This is a genomic window from Pseudomonas sp. MD195_PC81_125 (assembly GCF_014060985.1).
Classification (GTDB): Bacteria; Pseudomonadota; Gammaproteobacteria; order Pseudomonadales; family Pseudomonadaceae; genus Aquipseudomonas; species Aquipseudomonas parakoreensis.
In genome coordinates this window covers 1-2,768 of sequence record NZ_JABULD010000576.1, presented here as the reverse complement: position 1 = coordinate 2,768, position 2,768 = coordinate 1, and the positions used below count along the sequence as shown (strand labels likewise).

Annotated in this window: 1 protein-coding gene and 1 pseudogene; both read right to left on the bottom strand. The window is 58.5% G+C overall.

What is annotated here, in order from left to right:
* Nucleotides 1–90: 90 nt before the first annotated feature.
* Nucleotides 91–1,750 (bottom strand): annotated as a pseudogene (locus HT737_RS23005) (phosphoethanolamine transferase).
* A 214-nt stretch (nt 1,751–1,964) separates the two neighbouring features.
* Nucleotides 1,965–2,702, bottom strand: coding sequence for a TorF family putative porin (locus tag HT737_RS23000; RefSeq protein ID WP_095666750.1), 738 nt, complete (start codon nt 2,700–2,702; stop codon nt 1,965–1,967).
* Between the last annotated feature and the right edge of the window lie 66 nt (nt 2,703–2,768).

Here is a 2,768-nt window from a genome sequence, read left to right as displayed (position 1 = left end):
CGATGAGGCCGGCATATCAGGCATCTATGTGACTGACAGACCGCCATCGCTGGCAAGCCAGCTCCCACAGGGTTTTGTGCAATATCCGGATTATTGCGCAGCCGTCATGGCTGGCCGGCACCCGCGAAACACATCCAGCCCCGGCTGATACAGCGCGGTCTTCACCTCGAACAAGCCCAGCACCGAATGGAACAGGTTGTCATGGCTCAGGTCCGGCTGCCCGGTCTTGCCTTGCAGGCAATCGCGATCAATCCCCAACTGCGCCAGCGTGTTGTTGCCAAACCACATCACCATCGGCACATGAGTCTGCGCCTCGGGCGCCAGCGCATACGGCGCCGCATGCAGGTACAGGCCGTTTTCGCCCAGGGATTCGCCGTGATCGGAGACATACACCATCGAGGTGTCCAGTGAGTCCTGATTGCGTTTGAGCAACTCGATGACCTTGGCGAGGAAGTGGTCGGTGTAGAGGATGGTGTTGTCGTACACGTTCACCAGTTCATCGCGGCTGCAACTGCCCAGCTGGTTGGTGTGGCAGATCGGGGCGAAGCGCTCCATGCTTTTCGGGTAGCGCTCGTAGTATTCCGGGCCGTGGCTGCCGTCGGCGTGCAGGACGATGATCGCGTGGCCCTTGAGGCTGTCGATGTAGCCTTGCAGGTCGGCCAGCAGCGCTTCGTCCAGGCAGTTGTTGCCGTCGCAGAACGGCCCCGGCTGGTTCTTCGCGATGTCGCGGTGCGGTACGCGCAGACAGGTGCCCTTGCAGTCGCTGTTGTTGTCCAGCCACAGCACCTGCACGCCGGCCCGTTGCAGGATATCCAGCAGGCCTTCGTAGGTTTTGCCTTTCTTGTCGCTGTAATCCTCACGGGGGAACATCGAGAACATGCACGGCACCGACACCGCCGTGGACGTGCCGCAGGAATGCACCTGAGTGAAGTTGAGGATGTCCAGTTTGCTCAGCTCGGGATTGGTCTCGCGCGCATAGCCGTTTAGCGAAAAATGATCGGCGCGGGCGGTTTCGCCGACCACAAACACCATCAGCGACTTTTTCTCGCGGCTGGCGGCTTTGACGCTCATCACCGCGTCTTCCCCGATGGCCTGCACCACAAAATGCTTTTTTGATGCCCAGGCGTTGCTTGGTGTACTTGCTGATGGCGTAGATGTAATTGGTCGGGTTGATGAAATGGGTGAGCTTGTCTTCTTCACGGAAGATCGGCGCATAAGTCGAATAGAACGCGCCCACTGAGGCGCCGATCACCAGCACGCAGGCGGCAATCACCAGCAGCTTGTTGAGCAGGCCGCGAAAGAACGGTCGATAACTCACCGGCCAGCGCCAGATCAACGCCGCTGGCAGCACGCCGAGCAGCAACACATAAGCCAGCAGCTTGCCGTTGAACAGCGCGGCAGCCTCGGCGGGATTGGTTTCGAATACGTTCTGGATCATCACCGTATCGATGGTGATCCCATATTCGTTCATGAAATACGCGGCGCAGGCCGAGAGCAGGGCGACCACGGTCAGCGCCGGTTTCAGCGTCCAGCGAAACGACACCAGGGTCAGTAGCAGGGTGATCGCCGCCCACAGGAACAGCCCGAACGAGGCGAAAAACGCCAGTTTGTGCGCGCCTTGCAAGGTGATCAGATTCCCCAGCGCCTTCCAGGTCGCCAGGTTGTACAGCGTCACCAGTGCCAGGGAAAACAGCAGCACCAGACGGGTGGAAGTGATGGACGGTAAACGCAGTCCTTTGCCCAAAGCCATTACAGACATTCCTCTAGCAGAATAGAAAACACGCGCGGTAACGCGCGTAACTGTAGAAGAACAATAGTAAAAAATTCGTAAACATCCTGTAACAAATAACCCCGTTCCCTGTAGGAGCTGCCACAGGCTGCGATCTTTTGATCTTGCTTTTCAAAATCAAAAGATCGTCCGAACGCGGCCCTAGCCTGCGGCAGCTCCTACACAAGGCGGGGAGTCAGAAGGATTTGCTCAGGCTGGCGACCACCGTCGCCGTGCACACATCCTTGAACCCCCAGTTGCTCAGACACTGGCTCTGCGACAGATCGGTATCGATGTAGCTCAGGCCCAATACCACGCCTGCCAGGTTGTGCGTCAGTTTGACCTCCCATTCGCGGTAGCTGTCCTCGACATGCCCGGACGCCGAGTACAAATGCGGATCTTTGAAATCCATAGTGCCGTAACGCAGTTTCAAGCCAGAGTCGAACGGCAGTTCGGTTTCATAACCGACATAGCTGTAGAGCGAACTCTGCTTGCTGTCGATCCCCGGCGCATCGCTGGAGTAATACGCCGCCAGCTTCACTCCGTAGACGCCGAGAATCCCGTAAACCTCGCTCTGGTTGAACTGGCTTTCCTTGGGGTAGGCGTACTTGATGTAGCCCAGATCGAGGCTGACATCCTCGGTGGCCTGCCACAGCCAGCCCGCGTAGTAGTCGACTTCCTGCCGGGTTTTCAGACCACCGCCGAAATCGACGTTGGAACTCCAGGCCCCCACGTACAAACCGCTGCTGTGGGCCAGCGTCAGACCGGCCTGCACCGCCGGGTCATTCTGGGTTTGCGAGATACCGCGAGTGCGGTAGTCGCTGGCCAGCGTCAGGTCGACCAGCACGGCGAAATCGTCGTTCAAGGGAATCGCGTGGCTGCTCAGGGGCAGCAGGCTCAAGGAACTCAGGGCGAGCAAGGGCAAGGCTTTCATGTGAAGTCCCGGTGTTGTGATTATTTTTGGGCAGAAAGGGAAACCTGTAGGAGCTGCCGAAGGCTG